The organism is Streptomyces sp. NBC_00252 (assembly GCF_036187565.1).
Classification (GTDB): domain Bacteria; phylum Actinomycetota; class Actinomycetes; order Streptomycetales; family Streptomycetaceae; genus Streptomyces.
In genome coordinates, this window is the sequence record NZ_CP108087.1 from 4,396,939 (window position 1) to 4,415,828 (window position 18,890).

Sequence of the window (18,890 nt, forward strand, 5' to 3'; positions counted from 1 at the left end):
GGCCGTTCAGGCCGATGGGGGTCTGGGGGCGCGGCCCCCGGGCACGCCCATCCCTGCCGACGCGTCCACCCGTCCGCCGAAGGCCCAAGCAAGCGCTTAGACAATTGCGGCCAGGGTCACACCGCCCATGCCGTGACCTTGGCCATACGTGCGGGTAACTTCCCAAGAAGCCCTGCACATCACCGTACGTACGCCAATGGAGCCGTGATGCCCGAAGCCGTCATCGTCTCGACCGCCCGCTCCCCCATCGGCCGCGCCGTCAAGGGCTCCCTCAAGGACCTGCGCCCGGACGACCTCACCGCCACGATCATCCAGGCCGCCCTCGCGAAGATCCCCGAGCTGGACCCGAAGCTCATCGAGGACCTGATGCTCGGCTGCGGCCTCCCCGGCGGTGAGCAGGGCTACAACCTCGGCCGGATCGTCGCCGTACAGCTGGGCATGGACCACCTGCCGGGCTGCACGATCACCCGCTACTGTTCCTCGTCGCTGCAGACCAGCCGCATGGCCCTGCACGCCATCAAGGCCGGCGAGGGCGACGTCTTCATCTCGGCCGGTGTCGAGATGGTCTCCCGTTACGCCAAGGGCAGCTCGGACGGCCTCCCGGACACCACCAACCCGGTCTTCGCCGAGGCGCAGGCCCGCACCGCCGCCACCGCCGCGTCCGAGGGTTCGACCTGGCACGACCCGCGCGAGGACGGCCTGCTCCCCGACCCGTACATCGCGATGGGCCAGACCGCGGAGAACCTCGCCCGGATCAAGGGCGTCACCCGCCAGGACATGGACGAGTTCGGCGTCCGCTCGCAGAACCTCGCCGAGGAAGCCCTGAAGAACGGCTTCTGGCAGCGCGAGATCACCCCGGTCACGCTGCCCGACGGCACGGTCGTGTCGAAGGACGACGGCCCGCGCGCCGGCGTCACCCTGGAGGGCGTCTCCGGCCTGAAGCCGGTGTTCCGCCCCGACGGCATGGTCACGGCCGGCAACTGCTGCCCGCTGAACGACGGCGCGGCCGCGGTCGTCATCATGAGCGACACCAAGGCCCGCGAGCTGGGCCTGACCCCGCTGGCCCGGATCGTGTCGACCGGCGTCTCCGGCCTCTCCCCCGAGATCATGGGCCTCGGCCCGGTCGAGGCGTCGAAGCAGGCGCTGGGCCGCGCCGGTCTCACCGTCGACGACATCGACCTGTTCGAGATCAACGAGGCGTTCGCCGCCCAGGTGATCCCGTCCTACCGCGACCTGAACATCCCGCTGGAGAAGCTGAACGTGAACGGCGGCGCCATCGCCGTCGGCCACCCCTTCGGCATGACCGGCGCCCGCATCACCGGCACGCTGATCAACTCCCTCCAGTTCCACGACAAGCAGTTCGGTCTGGAGACGATGTGCGTCGGCGGCGGCCAGGGCATGGCGATGGTCATCGAGCGCCTCAGCTAGTCAACTGCCCGTAGCCGCACGGGAACTTTGCGTCACCTTCCGGCCCGGAACCCAGCAACCGCCTGGGTTCTGGGCCGATTTGTGATCCAATCTCCCCCAGGATGTGACCTATCTCCCTTCGAAGAGGGATTTCCCCAGGTCAGGACCGTTTCACCACCAAACATCGGGCCCAAAGTCCTGCCCGTTTCGTGACGTTACGCACTGACAGCTGGTTAGTCCGCCCTTCAAGCTGATGTAGGAAGTCGGGGGTCGACTTTGAACCGGGAGTACGTCAGTGAGCGCCATGCCGATCGCTTTGCTGCTCACCACGGCCGCCGTTGGCGCCGTGGGCGTCGCCGTCCTGCGCACCCTCTTGGTGCTCCGTCGCCAGGTGGCAGCCCTGCACACCGAACTCGCCGAGGGCAGAGCCGCCGCCGTACGCGCGCTCGTCCCCGCCGCACGCAGCCACACCGACGCGGATGAGATACGCGCCGCCGTGGCCGAGGCGCTGGCCGAGGAGCGGGAGCGGGAGCTGGCCGAGGCGCGCGCCTTCTGGGCCGCCCAGGAAGCCCGCGACACCGAGGTGCCGACCCTGCTGGGTCTGCCCGACAGTGAGCTGTTCCTGCCCCGTCAGAGCGACTTCGCGGGCCTCGAACCGCTGGAGCCGGTCACCGAGCTGTCCGCGGACGCCGACGAGTTCGCCGGCGAGTCCCCGGAACTGGCCGCGGCCCGTCGCCGCCACCCGTCCCACCCGGACTTCGTCCCGGCCCAGTCACCCGTGGCCAACGACCACGAACGCACGGTGGCGACGCTGGAGGAGCTGGCCGAGTCCGCCGTGGAACTGGCCGACGTCCGCCCCGGCCCTCTGGGCACCCTCGACGTCTACGTCTTCGTCGACGGCACGACCCTCTGCATGACCCCCGGCCACCGCGAAACCGCCGAACGCCTCGCCGCGGCCCTCCACGCGGGCGAAACCCCGTTCCTCCTCGGCGGCTCGGGAGTCTCCGGCGCGTACACGTTGACGTTCGCGTGCGGCGAGGAGAACGTCTACATCCTGGCGGACCGGGTCATAGCGTCCCTTTGATTCCGGGGACGTCCGGGTACGTCGTCGAGTGGGGGCGAGTGGGGGCTGGTCGCGCAGTTCCCCGCGCCCCTGAGGGAGCCCGGGCGGAACTGCGTTCAGAGTCGCCCGGCGGCCACCTGAAAGTCCCGGCAGACCTACGTCTTTCAGGGGCGCGGGGAACTGCGCGACCAGCCACGACGCACCCGCACCCGCCGACGAAGCTCAGACCCCCGCCCTCTTCTGCGCCTCCGCGACCAACTCCACCGCCCGCTCAACCTCGGCGTCACTCACCAGCACAACCGCCAAGTCATGGACAGCAACGGTGATCTGATCCGCCGCGGCGAACATCCCCGCATCCGGCATCTCCCGAGCCTCCCCCGAGGGATCCTCAACCCGCTGCGCCCACAGGGCAAACTCCCTGGCCAGCCCCAAAGCCTCAGCGGCAGCGCCCCGTTGCAACCGACTCTGCGGCGCGGCCCTGAGCCGGTCCGCAAAGTGATCCACCGCTTGAGTCAACCGCGTCGTATCCACCACGCCGCGAGACTACGCGCCGTACCGGGACTGTTGCCAACGGGCGAACGCTCAGGCACGGTGACCTGAAGGACCGGCTTACACCCCATGCGTCCGGAGGCGCCGATGTCCCAAGTGTTCTCCCAGGAGACCCACCAGAATCTGCTCGCCCGCATTCCCCACTGCACCGGTCGTGAAGTGTCCGACTGGTTGCGCACCGTCGACGAAGGCCCCGCCCTCTTCCGCTTCGAGGAGAAGGTCAGCTGGCTCCGAGCCGAGCACGACCTCGCGTACGGCCACGCCAAGGCGATCATTCACGAGTACGACCTGAGGAGGGCCGCGCGCAAACTGCTCTAGGCGCGCACCACGGACGAACCCATCACGGACATGACGAAGGGCCCCGGGAACGAACCCGGGGCCCTTTCGCGCAAGCCGACGCGGCCGGCGCCGGCGTACCGCTAGTTGTTGCTGTTGAGGATCGAGATGAGTCGCAGGAACTCCATGTAGATCCACACCAGCGTCAGCGTGAGCCCGAAGGCCGCGAGCCAGGCCTCTTCCTTGGGCGCGCCGTAGGCGATCCCGTCCTCGACCTGCTTGAAGTCCAGGGCGAGGAAGCACGCGCCGAGGATGATCCCGACGACGCCGAAGAAGATGCCGAGCGGGCCGCTGCGGAAGCCGAGGCCGTCACCGCCGCCGAACACCGCGAACAGCATGTTCACGACCATCAGCAGCACGAAGCCGAGCGCGGCCGCCATCACGAAGCCGTAGAACCGGCGGTTCACGCGGATCCAGCCCGCGCGGTACGCGATGAGGACGCCGGCGAAGACCGCCATCGTGCCGATCACGGCCTGCATGGCCGCGCCGCTCGCGATGCGGTTGTCGACGACGCTGGAGACGACGCCGAGGAAGACGCCTTCCAGTGCGGCGTACGACAGGATCAGCGCCGGGACGGGCTTGCGCTTGAAGGACTGGACGAACGCCAGGACCATCGCGACCAGCGCGGCACCGATGCCGATGCCGTACGAGCGGTTGATGTTGGCGTCGTCGACCGGAAGCAGCGCCCAGGCGAGGGCGGCCGTCACGATCAGCGTGCCGAGGGTGGTGCCGGTGCGCAGGACGACGTCGTCCATGGTCATCCGGCCGGTGGTGGCCGGGGCCTGCGGCGGGGCGCCCTGCTGCAGGTCCTGCTGGGCGTACGGGTTCTGCGCGTACGGGTTGCCGCCCGCGTAGGGGTTCCCCTGCGTGCCCACGGCGGGGCTCCCGGCCTGCGGCGCGGTGTTGAAGCCCGCGTAGCCGTTGTCGCGGCTGAACCCCCGTCGCGAGAAGACCGGGTTTCTGCTCCTCATTTCACTCCTCCATGGCCGCCTCGCGCGGCCTTGGGCTCAAGAGTAATAGGTAGGCAAAGGATTGACCCTACCTCTTGGGGAGGATCTTCCCCTCGTCCTGCCAAGGTACGCGGTGGAGCGCACGCCCCGCGCACACTGGTACCAAGCCGTGACGCCGCCCTTGAAGACCCCTTATCCCTGCTCGTCGAAGGGGAACCCGGTGTACGCCTCGGCAAGATCCGTCTCGGCCGCCCTGGACGCCGCGATCCGCTCAAGGCGGGCCAGCTGGAGCCGCCCCTCGAAGGGCGTCGCGCCGGGCGCGCGGTGCAGGAGGCTCGTCATGTCGTAGGAGAACCGCTCGGCCTGCCAGACCCGTCGGAGACAGGTGGCGGAGTACGCGTCGAGCCGTTCGTCGCCGCCCGTCTCCTTCTTGTACGTCAGTGCCCGCGCGAAGGTGACGACGTCGCCGACGGCGAGGTTGAGGCCCTTGGCTCCGGTCGGCGGGACGATGTGCGCCGCGTCCCCCGCGAGGAAGAGCCGTCCGTGTCGCATGGGCTCGTGGACGTACGACCGCATCGGGGTGACGGACTTCTGGGTGACGGGCCCGCGCTCCAGCCGCCATCCGTCCTCCGTCTCGAACCGCCGCTCCAGCTCGTCCCAGATGTCGTCGTCGCTCCAGCTCTCCGCGTCCGTGCCCTCCGCCACCTGGAGGTAGAGCCGGGAGACGGACGGCGAGCGCATGGAGAGGAGGGCGAAGCCGCGGTCGTGGCGGGCGTAGACCAGCTCGTCGTGGGAGGGCGCGACGTCGGCGAGGATGCCGAGCCAGGCGTAGGGGTACGACCGCTCGAAGACGCGGGTCAGCTCCGCGGGGATCGCGTTGCGCGCGACGCCCCAGAACCCGTCGCACCCGACGACGTAGTCGCAGTCGAGGACGTCCTCACGCCCCTGGTACCGGAAGCGGACGCGCGGCCTGTCACTCGCCGCCCTCTCCACCTCCAACGCCTCCGCCCCGAACAACAGCGGTGCCCCGTCGGCGAGTTGAAGGGCGATCAGGTCCTTGCACACCTCGGTCTGCGCGTAGACGGTGACGCTACGACCGCCGGTGAGGGCCGGGAAGTCCACCCGGTGCCGCTTCCGGTCGAACCGCAGCTCGATCCCGTCGTGCCGCAGCCCCTCCCGGTCCAGCCGCTCCCCCGCACCGGCCGCCCGCAGCACGTCGACCGTGCCCTGCTCCAGAATCCCGGCCCGCTGCCGGTGCTCCACGTACTCCCGGTCCCGGCTCTCCAGCACGACCGAGTCGATCCCGGCGTTGTGCAACAGCCGAGCGAGCAGGAGCCCGGCGGGGCCGGCTCCGATGATGCCGACGGTGGTACGCATCGGACGTTCCCTTTCGAGCGGGCGACGGTCACGCGCGGCCCCCGTGCACGCTCGCGGTGCGTAGCCGCAGGGCGCGCCCTCGACGCGTGTTCGCATGGTGAAATTTCCTTCACCTTGCTGGTACGCCCCAAGTCTCCGACCGCGTGGGTCGCCTGTCAACGGTTGGGGAAGTGTGCGAAAAAACGTCGGAGGTGCCCGGAGCCGGACTTGAACCGGCACGCCCGCGAAGGGGCAGCGAGGTTTAAGCTCGCCGTGTCTGCATTCCACCATCCGGGCAGGCCGTGGGCTCCGCATCGAGGTCACGAGCCTATCGGGACGCGCCTCCCCAACAGCGGGCGGGCGGACCGATGTTGTCTTATTTTATTGATGTCTGAGGGTGCATCAGACCGTGGAAAGAGCCATCAGCACTTGCCAATAGCCTTGCGCGCGGTCTGGGGGCTCGCATGCGGAATGACGGAATTTCACCGCCCGAACGAGGGTGCTCCACCGGTTCTTGACGCGAAGCCGACTCAGGGGCCGTCTCCGGGTCGGTCCTCATCCCCAGGTATGACAGCGCTGAGCGCAGTCCGACTGGAGGCTGTCCCAGGAACCGGAACAGCGGCTGACTACACGGCGCGATCGGGCGGAGAGGATGGGACACGTCCCCAGCAGTACCGTCGTCCCGACAGGAGCGCCTTCCGTGACCACCACCCCCATCGCCGACCGGACCACCGCCGTGGCCGCGCGTGCCACGGATCTTTCCAAGATCTACGGACAGGGCGAGACCCAGGTGGTCGCCCTCGACCGGGTCTCCATCGACTTCCGGCAGGCCGAGTTCACCGCGATCATGGGCCCCTCCGGGTCCGGCAAGTCCACGCTGATGCACTGCGTGGCCGGCCTCGACACCTTCTCGTCCGGTTCCGTGCGGATCGGTGACACCGAGCTGGGCTCCCTGAAGGACAAGCAGCTCACGAAGTTGCGCCGGGACAAGATCGGCTTCATCTTCCAGGCGTTCAACCTGCTGCCGACGCTGACGGCCCTGGAGAACATCACCCTCCCGATGGACATCGCGGGCCGCAAGCCGGACAAGCAGTGGCTGGACTCGGTGATCACGATGATCGGCCTCGCCGACCGGCTAAAGCACCGCCCCTCCCAGCTCTCCGGCGGCCAGCAGCAACGCGTCGCCGTGGCACGGGCGTTGGCCTCCCGCCCCGACATCATCTTCGGCGACGAGCCGACCGGAAACCTGGACTCGCGCTCCGGCGCCGAGGTGCTGGGCTTCCTCCGCAACTCCGTACGGGAGCTGGGGCAGACGGTGGTCATGGTCACCCACGACCCGGTGGCCGCGGCGTACGCGGACCGGGTGGTGTTCCTCGCGGACGGCCGCATCGTCGACGAGGTCCACGAGCCGACGGCGGACTCGGTGCTCGACCGCATGCTGCGCCTTTCTGGGGGAAACCCCCAGACCCCCGAGTTCGACGCCAAGGGCCGCACCAGCTGACCGGCTCCGGCCGCGTCACCTGACGGCACCTCAACCCGCCGTACGGGGCGCGGCGTTCACCGTCTCCGCCCCCGACATCGCAGCCCCGGCAGCCGGCTTCACCGCCAGGGCCCCCGACTTCGCTGCCCGGCGGCGCCCGACTCCGCCGCCCAGGGCCCGACTTCACCGCCCCGGCCCGGCTCCGCCGCCCGGCTCACCCCTCGTAGACCTGGACTGAGTAGACCCATGTTCCGTACCGCCTTGCGCAACGTACTCGCGCACAAGGCCCGGCTCCTCATGACCGTGCTCGCCGTGATGCTCGGCGTCGCGTTCGTGTCGGGGACCCTGGTCTTCACCAACACCATCTCGAACGCCTTCCAGAACAGCTCGGCCAAGGGCTTCGACCAGGTCGACGTCGCCGTCCAGGCGAAGCACCAGGACGGCGAGGGCGACACCGTCGGCAAGACCCCCGAGCTGACCCAGGCCATGCTGGACACCAGCGCCAAGGTGCCGGGCGCCGCGTCCGCGACCGGTGTCGTCAACGGCTTCACCGCCATCGCCGACAAGAAGGGCAAGCTCATCGGCGGCGGCTTCCAGTCGGAGGGCGGCAACTACTGGGGGGACAAGGACGCCCGCTACCCCCTCACGTCCGGTACGGCGCCCCACGGTTCGGGCGAGGTGGCCATCGACTCCGAGACCGCCAAGCGCGCCGGGTACAAGGTCGGCGACACCGTGCGCATCTCGGTCGACGGCCCCGTCCTGACCCCGAAGGTCACCGGCATCTTCACCACCGACGACGGCAATGTCACCGCCGGCGGCAGCCTCGCCCTCTTCGACACCGCGACCGCGCAGAAGCTGTTCGGCAAGGCCGGGACGTACGACGAGATCGACGTGAAGGCCGCGGCCGGGACCAGTCAGGCCGCGCTGAAGGCGCAGCTGGACAGTGCCCTGCCGAAGGGGCTCACCGAGACCACCACCGCCAAGAAGCTCGCCGACGACCAGGCCGAGACGATCGCCTCCTCGATGAGCGGGCTCAAGCAGGGTCTGCTGGTCTTCGCGGGCATCGCGCTCTTCGTCGGCACGTTCATCATCGCCAACACCTTCACCATGCTGGTCGCCCAACGCACCAAGGAACTGGCCCTGTTGCGCGCCGTCGGCGCCTCCCGCAGGCAGGTCACACGGTCGGTGCTGCTCGAGGCGTTCGTGGTCGGCGCGGTCGCCGCGGTGGCCGGTCTGGTCGCCGGTATCGGCATCGGCGCCGGGCTGCGGGCCCTGATGGGCACGATCGGCGCGACCGTCCCGGACGGCCCGCTGGTCATCACCTCGAACACGGTCCTGAGCGCCCTCGCGGTCGGCATCCTCATCACGATGCTCGCCGCCTGGCTGCCCGGCCGTCGCGCCGCGAAGATCCCGCCGGTCGCCGCGATGAGCAGCCTGCACGCGACGGCCACCACCAAGTCGCTCGTCCTGCGCAACACGCTCGGCGCGCTGTTCTCCGGCGCGGGCATCGCGGTCGTCATCGCGGCCACGTCGATGAGCGGCTCCGACGGCCAGGCCCCCATGGGGCTCGGCGCCGTCCTCCTCATCATCGGTGTGTTCATCCTGACCCCGCTGCTGTCCCGCCCGCTGATCGCGGCCTCGGCTCCGGTCCTGCGGATCTTCGGGATCTCCGGCAAGCTGGCCCGCCAGAACTCGGTGCGCAACCCGCGCCGTACGGCCGCCACCGCGTCCGCGCTGATGATCGGCCTCACCCTCATCACCGGTATGACGGTGATGGCGGGCAGCCTCCAGCAGGCGATCGACAAGATGGCCTCGTCCGCGATCAGCGCCGACTACGTCGTCTCGATGGCGAACGGCAACTCGCTCTCCCCGGACGTCGACAAGACCCTCACCACCACCTCCGGCATCACCGCCACCAGCCCGCTGCGCAACGCCCCCTCGCGCATCGACGGCACCTCCGAGTTCCTCACCGGCGTCAACGGCTCGGCGATCACCAAGCTCACCGACCTCAAGGTCGACAGCGGCACCTTCAAGGTCGCCGGTACCCAGGTGGTCGTAGACGACGACACGGCCAAGTCCCGTCACTGGAAGGCCGGTTCGACCTTCACCGCGCACTACGAGGACGGCAAGGCGCAGCAGCTGACCGTCTCCGCGGTCTACGAGGGCAACGCGCTCATCCGCGGCATCATGCTCGACAACGCGACGCTCGCCCCGCACCAGACCGACCCGGCCGACATGCAGATCCTGGTCAAGACGGCGGACGGCGCGTCGAGTGCGACGAAGGACAAGCTGGAGAAGGCCCTCGGCTCCAACCCGGCCGTGAAGGTCCAGGACAAGAAGGACCTCTCCGACAGCATCGCGCAGGTCTTCACCCTGATCCTCAACATGGTCTACGGCCTCCTCGCGATGGCGGTGATCGTCGCGGTCCTCGGGGTCATCAACACCCTGGCCATGTCGGTCTTCGAGCGCTCGCAGGAGATCGGGATGCTGCGCGCGATCGGCCTCGACCGCAAGGGCATCAAGCGGATGGTCCGCCTGGAGTCCCTGGTCATCTCGCTCTTCGGCGGGGTGCTCGGCATCGGCCTCGGCGTGTTCTTCGGCTGGGCGGCCGGTGAGCTGATCGGCGCGAAGATGTCGACGTACGCGCTGGTCATCCCGTGGGCGCGGATGGCGCTCTTCCTGCTCCTCGCGGGCACGGTCGGCGTCCTCGCGGCCCTGTGGCCGGCCCGGCGCGCGGCCAGGCTCAACATGCTGTCGGCCATCAAGTCCGAGTAGCAGCAAACGAGTCGGGGCCCCGTTCCGATCCGGAACGGGGCCCCTTCTGTTGTTCGGAAAGCCGCGTCAGTTCCAACTGCGGGCGCGCAACGGCATCCCGGAGTTCCCGCCGTCCGGGGTCCGGACCGCCAGGACCTGGTTGACGCCGATGCGGTTGCGCTCGAAGGCGAGCGCGGAGGCCGCCATGTACAGCCGCCACACGCGCGCCCGGCCCACCCCGGCGAGCTTGGCGGCACGTGCCCAGTCGGCCTCCAGGTTGGCGACCCAGCGGCGCAGGGTGAGCGCGTAGTGCTCGCGGATGACCTCGACGTCCCGCACTTCGAGGCCGGCGCGCTCCAACTGCGTCACGGTGGTGCCGATCGGGGCGAGTTCACCGTCGGGGAAGACGTACGCGTCGATGAACTCGTCGATGTCGTACGCCGATTCGTCCTGCCAGGGGCGGCGGGCGATCTGGTGGTTCAGCAGCCGCCCGCCCGGTCTGAGCAAGGCGAAGAGGTCCCTGGCGTACTCCAAGTACCGCTCGGAGCCCACGTGTTCGGCCATGCCGATGGAGGAGATGGCGTCGTAGGGCCCGTCGGCGACGTCCCGGTAGTCCTGCACCCGGATCTCCACCTTGTCGGTGAGCCCCTCGCCCGCGACGCGCTTACGGGCGTAGGCCGCCTGCTCCTGGGAGAGGGTCACGCCGACCACGCTCACGCCGTACTCGCGGGCCGCGTGGATCGCCATCGAACCCCAGCCGCAGCCGACGTCGAGGAGGCGCTGACCCGGCGTCAACTCCAGCTTGCGGCAGATGAGTTCGAGCTTGTCGCGCTGGGCGTCCTCCAGGGTGCCGTCCGGGGACTCCCAGTAGGCGCACGAGTAGACCATCGAGGGGCCGAGGACGATCTCGTAGAAGTCGTTGCCGACGTCGTAGTGGTGGCTGATGGCGCGCTTGTCGGTGCGCTTGGTGTGGAGATGGGCGCGGCTGCGGCGGACCTCTTCCGGGGGCGGGGCGGGCGGCAGCGGGAGTCCGGCGAGCTTGACCAGTCCGCGGACGGCGGAGCGCACCTCGGGGTCGCGCAGGGCCTGGGCGAGGGTACGGGCGTCCTCGCCGCGCTCCCACACCAGCTCGGACATCGCGTCGAGCGCCGCGTACAGGTCGCCCTCGATGCCCAGGTCGCCGGAGACCCAGGCGCGGGCCATGCCCAGTTCGCCGGGTTTCCACAGGAGTCGGCGCAGGGCACGGCGATTGCGTACGACCAACGTCGGCGCATCGGGCGGCCCTGCCTCGGAACCGTCCCAGGCGCGGATGCGCACCGGGATCGGGGTTCCCAGCAGCTGTTCGAAGAGGGATTTGAGCCGCAGCGCGGCATCAGCCATGGCGCACACCTCCGTGACGCGGATCCCGGAATTGTCCATCACTACGTAAACACCGGCCAGGCCCGATCGCAGTCCTGCTTGAGCATTACGAGTAGGCAAAATAGATGTAGCGGCCATGGAGGTGACACGTGCAGCACGCCGAAGGGGCCGCCCGCACCACGGATGGCGGACGGCCCCTTAGGGCTTGCAGGTACTGCGGGTACTGCGGGTACTGCGGGTACTACGGGTCAGCGGTGACCGGAGGTGGTCAGGAGGCCTTGGCCTTCTCCTCGGTCTTCGCCGCGGCGGCGGCCGGAGCCGGCGCCGGCTTGGCGGCCTCGTAGAACTCCTCGCGGGGGTTCTCCATGGCGCCGAGCGAGACGACCTCGCGCTTGAGGAACATCGCGAGCGTCCAGTCGGCGAAGACGCGGATCTTGCGGTTCCAGGTCGGCATGGCCAGACCGTGGTAGCCGCGGTGCATGTACCACGCGAGGCGGCCCTTGACCTTGATCTTCATCTTGCCCATGACGATCATCGCGACGCCCTTGTGGAGGCCGAGGCCCGCCACCGCACCCTTGTTGGCGTGCGAGTACTCCTTCTGCGGGAAGCCCCGCATACCGGAGATCACGTTGTCGCCGAGGACCTTCGCCTGGCGCAGCGCGTGCTGGGCGTTCGGCGGGCACCAGGCGTTCTCGACGCCGGCCTTGCGGCTGGCGATGTCGGGCACCTGGGCGTTGTCGCCGGCGGCCCAGACGTAGTCGGTGCCGGTGACCTGGAGGGTCGGCTGGGCGTCGACGTGACCGCGCGGGCCGAGCGGGAGGCCGAAGCGGGAGAGAACGGGGTTCGGCTTGACGCCGGCCGTCCACACGATCGTGTTGGAGTCGACCTCGAGGCCGTTCTTCAGCACGACGTGGCCGTCGACGCAGGAGTCCATCGAGGTCGAGAGGTAGATCTCGATCCCGCGGCTCTCCAGGTGCTCCTTGCCGTAGAGGCCGAGCTTGGGGCCGACCTCCGGGAGGATCTTGTCGGCGGCGTCGACGAGGACGAAGCGCATGTCCTCGCGGGAGACGTTGGTGTAGTACTTGGCCGCGTCCCGGGCCATGTCCTCGACCTCACCGATGGTCTCCGCACCGGCGAAACCGCCGCCGATGAAGACGAAGGTGAGCGCCTTGCGGCGGATCTCCTCGTCGGTGGTGGAGTCGGCCTTGTCGAGCTGCTCGAGGACGTGGTTGCGCAGGCCGATGGACTCCTCGATGCCCTTCATGCCGATGCCCTGTTCGGCGAGGCCGGGGATCGGGAAGGTGCGGGAGACCGCGCCCATCGCGATGACGAGGTAGTCGAAAGGCAGCTCGTACGCCTCGCCCACGAGGGGGGCGATCGTGGCGACCTTGCGGTCCTGGTCGATGGTGGTGACCCGGCCGGTGAGGACCTCCGCCTTGGGCAGGACGCGTCGCAGCGGGACGACGACGTGCCGAGGGGAGATGCTGCCGGCGGCGGCTTCGGGGAGGAAGGGCTGGTAGGTCATGTACGACCGGGGGTCGACGACCGTGACGGTCGCCTCGCCGTAGCGCATCTTCTTGAGAATGCGCCGAGCTGCGTACAGGCCTACGTACCCACCGCCTACTACGAGGATCCTGGGACGCTCCGTGGTGCTCATGCCATCGAGTATCCACCTGCCCCTGGGGGGTCGCTCGTGCGCCCCTTCACAAGCTTGCACAGGGGCTGTGTTATCCTCCGCGACTCGCATGATCCAGGGCACCTCGCGGGTGCTGAACCACGGGTCGGTTCGCCCCGTTGTCAAGGCCGCGTGAGCTGCCGCTCTACCCCCCGGGACCCCCTGGACCACACCTCAGCGACACCCTCCCGAAACACCCGCGAATCACTCCCGCACCACCCCGTCGAGCACGTTCCCAGACCCATCCACACCCCGGAAGGGCCAACCGGGGCAGTCCGGTCCCTCAACTGGACAGAATTCCTTGTGAAGAACTTCACGAACTTTCTTACGGACACGTTCTGAAGGGGGTCCGTGAGCGCCCCTGCTTCCGCTCATACGTTATATGGGCCGCTCAGGAGTTTACTACTGGTCAGTAATAATTCGGGGTTACGGAGGGCCCGGGGGCAGTGCGGAGTTGTCGGCGCGGGCGGGGAGATCGGCGTAGGGGCGGCCTGACACGGGCTTCTACGAACCACCGCGCGCGGGTCTCGCCCTGAGACCCGGCCGAATCGGGCCGCCCCGGCGCCCGCGCGCCCCCGGGTGCGCGGACGGCGAGCGGGCGGCGGTGTGCCATCGACCGCCGACGCCGCCTTGCATTGCCGACGGTCCACCGCTGGAGCGGCCCGGCTGCGCGGAACTCCGCCGGATCGCGCGCCGCCACGCCTTCGTGCCGCCCTAGGACCGGCCGGTCTTCCGCGCGAGCGGTCCCGGCTCATGCGCGGCTGCCTCCTCCAAGCGGTCGCCCACGACGACCGGCTGCCTCCTCCCGGCGGTCGCCTACGACGACACCCTCGCCGTCCCGGTCGGACGGCCGGCCCGTGCTGCTCGGCGAGGAGACCGTCCCCGTCCCGCGTGACTGCGCGGACGGTTTTCGGGCCGACGTACTGGCGCCGCCCGCACGCCTGCCTCGCCCCCGGCCCGGCGAAGCCCCAGCACACCCCCGCAACCGGCCGCCACCCGAACGTCATGCCGACCTGCTCGCGCTCGACGCCCTCGGTGTCGGCAACCGGCTCCTGAGGGCGGCTCCTGTCCCACCCCTACGTCAACAGCCGTGATTCCAGGCCGAGTCGGGAATGAAGCCGCGGGCCTCGCACGTTGTGCAGGGCCGACCGGGTCCCCTCCCCCTGGGAAGAAGGCACGCCCATGACCTCCTCGCCGATCACCATGCGCGCCGTCCGGCTGTCCGCACCCGGGCCCGTGGAGAACCTGCGGCTGATCACGCTTCCGTTGCCCGCCGAGCGGGAGGGGTGGGTGCGGATCCGGGTCGAGGCGTTCGGGGTCAACCGGTCGGAGTTGAAGCTGCGGCTGGGGGTGAGTGAGGGCGTCAGCTTTCCCCGGGTGCCGGGGATCGAGGCCGCCGGGACCGTCGACGCGGCGCCGGACGGGAGCGGGCTGGCGCGGGGGCAGAAGGTCGTCGCGATGATGGGAGACATGGGGCGGACCTACGACGGCGGGTACGCGGAGTACACGTCGGTGCCGCTGGCGCAGGTGATCCCCGTGGAGACCGAGCTGCCCTGGGAGGTGCTGGGCGCGCTGCCGGAGATGGTGCAGACCGCGTACGGCTCGCTCACCGTCGGCCTTGATCTGCAGCCGGGGCAGTCCGTACTGATCCGCGGCGGCACCTCCTCCGTGGGCCTCGCCGCCGCCGCGCTCGCCCGCTGGCGCGGTGCCACGGTGCTGGCCACCACCCGCCGCCCCGACCGCCTCGCCGCGCTCAAGGAGCACGGTGTCGACCACTCGCTGCTCGACACCGGCGAAGTGGCGCCCGCCGTACGGGAGTTGTACCCGGACGGTGTCGACGCGGCCCTCGACCTCGTCGGCACCCCGACGCTCCCCGACACCCTGCGCGCGGTCCGCGTCCACGGCACGGGCTGCTTCGGCGGCAGCCTCTCCAACCAGTGGACGGTGCGGGACTTCGCCCCGAACGAGTACCTGCCGAGGGGCGTGCGGCTCGCGGGCTACTTCGGCGATGCGAGCGACCTGCCGCCGGCCGTCTTCCAGGAGATCCTGGACGCCGTCGCCGCCGGTCGGCTCGCCTTCCCCGTGGACCGGGTCTACGACGGCCTGGAGGAGGTGGCGCGGGCCCACGACGACATGGAACACGACCGCGCCACCGGCAAGTTGGTGGTCCGCGTCCGGCGCTGACCCCCTGCCTCGCCCTGCCGCGCTACTTGCCCGCCTCTGCCTCTTCGGCCGCCTTGAAGGCGATCCCGTCCAGGATGTCGTGCTCGCTCACCACGACCTCGCTCGCCCCGACCCGCTCCATGATCGAGAGGAGGACGAGGGCGCCCGCGCCGATGACATCGACGCGGCCGGGGTGCATGGAGGGGATGGCGGCGCGTTCGGCGTGGGTGGAGCGGAGCAGGGACTCCGTGATCTCGCGGACGCGGTCGTAGGAGACGCGGGAGTGGTGAATGGCCTCCGTGTCGTACGCGGGGAGGTCCTGCGCGATGGCCGAGACCGTGGTGACCGAACCGGCCAGGCCGACCAGAGTGCGGGCCTCGCGGAGCGGGACCGTCTCCTCGGCGAGCTCGAGGGCGGCCTCGATGTCCGCGCGCATCGCCGTGATCTGGTCCGGGGTGGGCGGGTCGGTGACCTTGCCGTCGCGGACCAGGTGGCGCTCGGTCATGCGGACGCAGCCGATGTTCACGGAACGGCCCGCGCGGACGGCGTCGTCGCCGACCACGAACTCCGTCGAGCCGCCGCCGATGTCCACCACCAGGTAGGGCGTGGCGAGGTCGTCACGGCCCGTCAGTTCCCTGGTCGCGCCGGTGAAGGAGAGCTCCGCCTCCTCGTCGCCGGTGACGACCTCGGGTTCGACGCCGAGGATGTCCAGCACCCCGCGGACGAAGTCGTCGCGGTTCGAGGCGTCGCGGGAGGCGGACGTGGCGACGAAGCGGAGGCGTTCGGCGCCGAGTTCCTTGATGATCGCCGCGTAGTCACGGCAGGCCGCGAACGTGCGCTCCAGCGCCTCGGGGGCCAGCCGGCCGGTCTTGTCCACGCCCTGGCCGAGCCGGACGATCGTCATCCGCCGGTCCAGGTCGACCAGTTGACCCGTCGCCGGGTCGACGTCGGCGACGAGGAGGCGGATCGAGTTCGTACCGCAGTCGACGGCGGCGACACGGGTCACTGGTCGTCCTCCTTCGCCTCGGCGGGCTTCTCGACGGGCTCGAACGCGAAGTGGCCCGTGCCGTCCTCGGTCGTGTCCGTCTGCCGGCCCTCGCCGGCGGAAGGCACCCCGGGCACGCTCACGCACGGGCCCTTCGCCCACCACTCCGGCAGCATCGCGATCGCCTCGTCGCCCAGCGGGTTGACGCCCGGCCCCGCGGCCAGGGAGTGGCCCACCAGGACGTGCAGGCACTTCACGCGGTCCGGCATGCCGCCCGCGCTCGGGAAGCCCTCCAGGACCTCGATGGCGTCGCGGCGCGCGATGTAGTCCTCGTGCGCGGCGCGGTACGCGGCGGCGAGTTCGGGGTCCGTCTCCAGACGGGCCGTCATCTCCTTCATCACGCCGTTCGCCTCCAGGGTGCCGATCGCCGAGGCGGCGCGCGGGCACGTGAGGTAGTACGTCGTCGGGAAGGGGGTGCCGTCGGGGAGGCGGGGGGCCGTCTCCACCACGTCCGGCTGACCGCACGGGCAACGGTGCGCGATCGCGCGCAGCCCGCGCGGCGGACGCCCGAGCTGCTGCTTGAAGGCCTCGACGTCGGCGTCGGTGGGCTCGGTGCGCGGGGTGGGCGGCGGGGGCGTTTCCATGACTGTCTTCAGGACGTCTTTCTATGGGTCAGTTCTCGCTGGTGGTGCTCACTGGTCGGACGCGTCGGACTTGTCGACGCCGTCCCACACGTTCGCGTACCAGGGACGGTCGGCCGCCCCCAGTTCGGCGCGCGACTGCTTCGCCGCGTCCGGGTCGATCACGATGTAACCGGTCTCCCCGGGCATCACGTAGTGCAGCCGCTGCCGGATCTGCTGTTCCGCGTACGAGTCGTCCTGCCAGCGCGCCTTGAGGTCGCGCAGCTGCTCGACGCGCTGCCGGGCCTGGTCCTGCTGCCGCTGCAGATCGGAGATCTCGGCGCGCTGGGAGACGTACTGCCTTATCGGGTACGCCAGCGCCACGATCAGGGAGCACAGGACCAGGGCGAGGAGGGCCGCCCGGCCGGTGAGCCGGGAGCGGCGGGCCTGCCGCTTGGTCTGGGAACGGTAGACACGGGCCGCCGTCTGCTCGCCGAGCAGCTTGAGCCTGGTCGCGGTGGAGAACCGGTCCCGGTCCGTCGCGGCCATGTCCCGCCTCCCCTTCACACGTGCGTACGTCCCCGCACACGGTACGGGACCGGGTGCGGGGACGTACGTACGACTGGCTAAGGCTTGGCCCTTTACGGCTCAGCCCTTGAAGCGGGGGAACGCGCTGCGGCCCGCGTACTCGGCGGCGTCGTCGAGGATCTCCTCGATGCGGAGCAGCTGGTTGTACTTGGCGACGCGGTCCGAGCGGGCCGGGGCGCCGGTCTTGATCTGGCCGCAGTTCACCGCGACGGCGAGGTCGGCGATGGTGACGTCCTCGGTCTCGCCGGAGCGGTGGGACATCATGCACTTGAAGCCGTTGCGCTGGGCCATCTCGACGGCGTCCAGGGTCTCGGTCAGCGAGCCGATCTGGTTCACCTTGACGAGCAGGGCGTTGGCGGTGCCCTCCTCGATGCCGCGCGCGAGGCGCTCGGGGTTGGTGACGAAGAGGTCGTCGCCGACGATCTGGACCTTCTCGCCGAGGCGGTCGGTGATGACCTTCCAGCCGGCCCAGTCGTCCTCGTACAGCGGGTCCTCGATGGAGACGAGCGGGTACGCGGAGACGAGCTCCTCGTAGTACTCGGTCATCTCGGCGGCCGAGCGGGACTTGCCCTCGAACTCGTACTTGCCGTCCTTGTAGAACTCGGACGCGGCGACGTCGAGCGCGAGCCCGATCTGCTCGCCGGGGATGTAACCGGCCTGCTTGATGGCCTCGATGATGAGGTCGAGGGCGGCGCGGTTGGACTCCAGGTTCGGGGCGAAGCCGCCCTCGTCGCCGAGGCCGGTGGACAGGCCCTTGGTCTTCAGCACCTTCTTGAGGGTGTGGTAGACCTCGGCGCCCCAGCGCAGCGCCTCGGAGAAGGACTCCGCGCCGATCGGGGCGATCATGAACTCCTGGATGTCCACGTTGGAGTCGGCGTGCGAGCCGCCGTTCAGGATGTTCATCATCGGAACGGGCAGCAGGTGCGCGTTCGGACCGCCGAGGTAGCGGAAGAGGGGGAGGTCGCTGGCCTCGGACGCGGCGTGCGCGACGGCGAGGGAGACGCCGAGGATGGCGTTGGCGCCGAGCGAGCCCTTGTTGTCGGTGGCGTCCAGGTCGAACATGGCCTGGTCGATCAGGCGCTGCTCGGTGGCGTCGTAGCCGACGAGCTCCGGGCCGATCTGCTCGATGACGGCGAGGACGGCCTTCTCGACACCCTTGCCGCCGTAGCGGTTGGGGTCACCGTCACGCAGCTCGATGGCTTCGAAGGCACCCGTGGAGGCGCCGGACGGAACGGCGGCACGACCCGTGCTGCCGTCGTCGAGGCCGACCTCGACCTCGACCGTGGGGTTGCCTCGGGAGTCCAGGATTTCCCGGGCTACGACGACGTCGATGGACGGCACGAGCATCTCCTTCTTGGGATCTGACGCGGCTACGGCAGCACCGCAGCGGCTCTGCGAGACGAGCCTAACCGGCTCAGGGCGATTGGCCATCCGGTCGGCCGCCTGATGGACAGAACCGAGAGTAAATTGTTTCCGAACGGAACAAAAAGTCCCGGCAAGCGGCGGGCATGCCGACGGGGGCGGCGGGCCCGGGACGCAAAAAGCCCCGCCCCGGTGCGTACGGGGGAACACGCACCGGAGCGGGGAGCCCGTGGGGGACGGGGG

Annotated in this window: 15 protein-coding genes and 1 tRNA gene; 6 read left to right on the top strand and 10 right to left on the bottom strand. The window is 69.9% G+C overall.

Features of this window, described 5'->3' with window-relative positions:
* Positions 1–207 precede the first annotated feature (207 nt).
* Positions 208–1,428: an acetyl-CoA C-acetyltransferase gene (locus OHT77_RS19040; RefSeq protein ID WP_328829698.1), complete on the top strand. Its 1,221-nt coding sequence runs from the start codon at positions 208–210 to the stop codon at positions 1,426–1,428.
* Between the two features lie 274 nt (positions 1,429–1,702).
* Complete coding sequence (locus OHT77_RS19045) at positions 1,703–2,491, top strand: hypothetical protein (RefSeq protein ID WP_328829700.1); 789 nt, start codon at positions 1,703–1,705, stop codon at positions 2,489–2,491.
* A gap of 201 nt (positions 2,492–2,692) precedes the next feature.
* Here the strand turns inward: OHT77_RS19045 and OHT77_RS19050 are convergent, their stop codons facing one another.
* Positions 2,693–3,004, bottom strand: a complete 312-nt coding sequence (locus tag OHT77_RS19050; RefSeq protein ID WP_328829701.1) for a hypothetical protein — start codon at positions 3,002–3,004, stop codon at positions 2,693–2,695.
* 102 nt (positions 3,005–3,106) lie between these two features.
* Between OHT77_RS19050 and OHT77_RS19055 the strand changes: the two genes are divergently transcribed.
* Positions 3,107–3,337 carry a DUF4287 domain-containing protein gene (locus OHT77_RS19055; RefSeq protein WP_266771566.1) on the top strand — a complete coding sequence of 77 codons (231 nt, stop codon included), beginning with the start codon at positions 3,107–3,109 and terminating at the stop codon, positions 3,335–3,337.
* A 101-nt stretch (positions 3,338–3,438) separates the two neighbouring features.
* Here OHT77_RS19055 and OHT77_RS19060 read toward each other — a convergent pair whose 3' ends face one another.
* The 3 genes from OHT77_RS19060 to OHT77_RS19070 all read right to left on the bottom strand — a co-directional run bounded on the left by OHT77_RS19060 (position 3,439) and on the right by OHT77_RS19070 (position 5,958).
* Entirely contained in the window at positions 3,439–4,326 is an 888-nt protein-coding gene (locus OHT77_RS19060; RefSeq protein ID WP_328829702.1) for a Bax inhibitor-1/YccA family protein, read from the bottom strand.
* Positions 4,327–4,497: 171 nt separating this feature from the next.
* A complete protein-coding gene (locus OHT77_RS19065) occupies positions 4,498–5,682 on the bottom strand; it encodes a 4-hydroxybenzoate 3-monooxygenase (RefSeq protein ID WP_328829703.1) in 1,185 nt (394 codons plus the stop codon).
* A gap of 192 nt (positions 5,683–5,874) precedes the next feature.
* Positions 5,875–5,958: transfer RNA gene (locus OHT77_RS19070), tRNA-Leu, on the bottom strand.
* Between the two features lie 403 nt (positions 5,959–6,361).
* Between OHT77_RS19070 and OHT77_RS19075 the strand changes: the two genes are divergently transcribed.
* Positions 6,362–7,162: an ABC transporter ATP-binding protein gene (locus OHT77_RS19075; protein WP_328829704.1), complete on the top strand. Its 801-nt coding sequence runs from the start codon at positions 6,362–6,364 to the stop codon at positions 7,160–7,162.
* 225 nt (positions 7,163–7,387) lie between these two features.
* Positions 7,388–9,916, top strand: coding sequence for an ABC transporter permease (locus OHT77_RS19080; RefSeq protein WP_328829705.1), 2,529 nt, complete (start codon positions 7,388–7,390; stop codon positions 9,914–9,916).
* Positions 9,917–9,982: 66 nt separating this feature from the next.
* Here OHT77_RS19080 and OHT77_RS19085 read toward each other — a convergent pair whose 3' ends face one another.
* Both OHT77_RS19085 and OHT77_RS19090 read right to left on the bottom strand, forming a co-directional pair.
* Positions 9,983–11,275, bottom strand: a complete 1,293-nt coding sequence (locus tag OHT77_RS19085; RefSeq protein ID WP_328829706.1) for a cyclopropane-fatty-acyl-phospholipid synthase family protein — start codon at positions 11,273–11,275, stop codon at positions 9,983–9,985.
* Between the two features lie 247 nt (positions 11,276–11,522).
* On the bottom strand, positions 11,523–12,911 hold the full coding sequence (locus tag OHT77_RS19090; RefSeq protein ID WP_328829707.1) for an NAD(P)/FAD-dependent oxidoreductase: 1,389 nt from the start codon (positions 12,909–12,911) through the stop codon (positions 11,523–11,525).
* A gap of 1,200 nt (positions 12,912–14,111) precedes the next feature.
* On the opposite strand from OHT77_RS19090, the gene OHT77_RS19095 reads away from it, so the two are divergent.
* Positions 14,112–15,113, top strand: a complete 1,002-nt coding sequence (locus OHT77_RS19095) for a zinc-binding dehydrogenase (RefSeq protein WP_328829708.1) — start codon at positions 14,112–14,114, stop codon at positions 15,111–15,113.
* A 22-nt stretch (positions 15,114–15,135) separates the two neighbouring features.
* Here the strand turns inward: OHT77_RS19095 and OHT77_RS19100 are convergent, their stop codons facing one another.
* From OHT77_RS19100 to eno, 4 genes are all read right to left on the bottom strand, one after another.
* Entirely contained in the window at positions 15,136–16,098 is a 963-nt protein-coding gene (locus OHT77_RS19100; protein ID WP_328829709.1) for a Ppx/GppA phosphatase family protein, read from the bottom strand.
* On the bottom strand, positions 16,095–16,721 hold the full coding sequence (locus OHT77_RS19105) for a DUF501 domain-containing protein (protein ID WP_328829710.1): 627 nt from the start codon (positions 16,719–16,721) through the stop codon (positions 16,095–16,097). The genes OHT77_RS19100 and OHT77_RS19105 overlap by 4 nt, the downstream gene beginning before the upstream one ends.
* Positions 16,722–16,769: 48 nt before the next feature.
* Positions 16,770–17,246 (bottom strand): FtsB family cell division protein, encoded by a 477-nt coding sequence (locus OHT77_RS19110; RefSeq protein ID WP_328829711.1) that lies wholly within the window; start codon positions 17,244–17,246, stop codon positions 16,770–16,772.
* A gap of 99 nt (positions 17,247–17,345) precedes the next feature.
* Entirely contained in the window at positions 17,346–18,632 is a 1,287-nt protein-coding gene (gene eno / locus OHT77_RS19115) for a phosphopyruvate hydratase (RefSeq protein ID WP_328829712.1), read from the bottom strand.
* Positions 18,633–18,890 lie beyond the last annotated feature (258 nt).